This window comes from Kitasatospora sp. NPDC048545 (assembly GCF_040651155.1).
Classification (GTDB): Bacteria; Actinomycetota; Actinomycetes; order Streptomycetales; family Streptomycetaceae; genus Kitasatospora.
Genome location: NZ_JBEZIQ010000157.1, coordinates 1 through 2,366, shown reverse-complemented (window position 1 = coordinate 2,366; position 2,366 = coordinate 1). Strand labels below are relative to the sequence as shown.

The window sequence follows — 2,366 nt, the reverse complement described above, 5'->3', positions numbered from 1 at the left end:
AGCAACAGCACCTCGACACCCCTCGTGTCGCCCGCCCGCTCCACGCACGCGCGACTGGTCAGCAGCACCCGCGGCGCCGAGTCGGCCACCATGTAGCCGATCCGGTCCACCGGGTACTCCGGGTCGATCGGCACATACGCCCCACCGGCCTTGAGCACCGCCAGCAGGCTGACGACCAGCTCGGTCGAACGCTCCAACAGCACCGCGACGCGGTCCTCGGGGCGCACGCCGCGCTCGGCGAGCAGGCGGGCGAGCCGGTTGGCGTCGGCGTTCGCCTCGGCGTAGGTGAACTCGGTGATCTCGTGGGCGAGCGCCACTGCCTGCGGCGTGCGGGCCACCTGGACCTCGAAGAGCGCCGTCAGGGTCGTGGACGGAACGGCGTGGCCGGTGGCGTTCCACTCGGTCACGATGCGGTGCCGTTCCTCCTCCGCCAGGACCTCCGTGCGGGTGACCGGCTGGTCCGGTGCGGCGAGCACCCCGTCCAGGACCCGGACGAAGCGCTGCGCGACCGCCTCGACGGTCGCGGCGTCGAAGAGGTCCGAGGCGTAGCTGAGGGTGCCGGAGAGGCCGGCCGGGGCGCCGTCGGCGGCGAAGTCCTCGGTGAGCGTGAAGCCCAGGTCGAAGCGGGCCGCGTCCGCCTCCAGGGCGAGCGGGGAGGTCTGGACGCCGGGCAGGTCTAGCGTGGCCTCGGCGTTGTTCTGGACCGACAGCATGACCTGGAACAGCGGGTGCCGGGCCATCGACCGCGACGGCGCCAGCTCCTCCACGAGCCGCTCGAACGGCACGTCCTGATGAGCGAACGCACCCAGGCTGTTCTCACGGACACGGGTCAGCAACTCCGCGAAGGTCGGGCCGCCGGACAGGTCCGTACGCAGCACCAGCGTGTTGACGAAGAACCCGACCAGCTCGTCCAACGCCTCGTCCGTACGGCCCGCGATCGGCGTGCCGATCGGGATGTCCTGACCCGCACCCAGACGCGACAGCAGCACCGCCAGCGCGGCCTGCAGCACCATGAACGGCGTCACACCCTCAGCGCGGGCGAGCAGGCGCAGGCGCTCGTGCAGGTCCACCGGGATGTCCAGGGCCACGGAGCCACCGCGGTGGGTGGCCACGGCCGGACGCGGCCGGTCGGCCGGCAGCGCCAGCTCCTCCGGCAGCCCGGCCAGCGCCTCGCGCCAGTAGCCCAACTGCTCGGCCAGCAGGCTGCCTTCGTCCTCGACCGAGCCCAGCAGCGCACGCTGCCACAGCGCGTAGTCGGCGTACTGCACCGGCAGCGGCTCCCACACCGGGGCCTCACCGTGCACGCGGGCCGCGTAGGCCGTCGAGGCGTCGCGGGCCAGTGGCGCCATCGACCAGCCGTCACCCGCGATGTGGTGCACCACCAGAACGAGGGTGTGGGTCTCCTCCGCCTCCTCGAACAGCCAGGCGTGCACCGGCACGTCCTCCCGCAGGTCGAAGACGTGCGCGGCGGCCGTGGCGTGGGCGCCCTCGTCGTGGCCCTCGGTGCGGGTGACGGTCAGCAGCGGGCCGACCTCGTCCAGGGGGAGGACCCGCTGCTCCGGCCGGCCGTCCCGGGACCGGTAGACGGTGCGCAGCACCTCGTGCCGGGCGACGACGTCGCGCAGCGCCCGGTGCAGCAGCTCGGTGTCGAGCGGGCCGGTCAGGCGCAGCCCGAGCGGGATGGTGTAGGTGGCGCTCGGCCCCTCCAGTTCGCCGAGGAACCACAGCCGCTGCTGGGCGAACGAGACCGGCAGGTGCTCGGGCCGCTCCCCCGCCGTCAGCGTCGGACGGTCCGCCCGGACTCTGTCCAGGGCGCCGAGGCGCTCGGCGAGCGTGGCGACGGTCGGTGCCTCGAACAGGACGCGGATCGGCAGCTCGACGTCGAGCGCGGTGCGGATCCGGCTGGCCAGGCGGGTGGCGAGCAGCGAGTGGCCGCCGAGGTCGAAGAAGCCGTCGTCGATGCCGACCTGCGGCAGGCCGAGGACCTGGGCGAACAGCTCGCACAGGACCGCCTCGCGCGGGGTGCGCGGCGCGCGGCCGGGCGTGCCGGTGACGACCGGCACGGGCAGGGCCCGCCGGTCCAGCTTGCCGTTCACGGTCAGCGGCAACGTGTCGAGCAGCACGAACGCGACCGGCACCATGTACTCCGGCAGCCGCCGCGCGAGGTGGGTGCGCAGCTCTTCGGCCGTCACGTTCCCGGCGGGGACGACGTAGCCGACCAGGCCCCTGCCGCCCGGCAGGTCCTCGCGGACCACGACGGCGACCTGCCCGACGGCGGGGTGCGCACCGAGGACAGCCTCGATCTCGCCCAGCTCGATGCGGAATCCGCGCAGCTTGACCTGCTGGTCCGCGCGGCCCGCGTACTC

The 2,366-nt window shown here is 73.8% G+C and carries 1 protein-coding gene; it reads right to left on the bottom strand.

Annotated features, from left to right (window positions below; translation table 11 throughout):
• A partial coding sequence (locus tag AB0D10_RS46185) for a condensation domain-containing protein (protein WP_360269079.1) occupies positions 1-2,366 on the bottom strand: 2,366 nt, incomplete at both ends.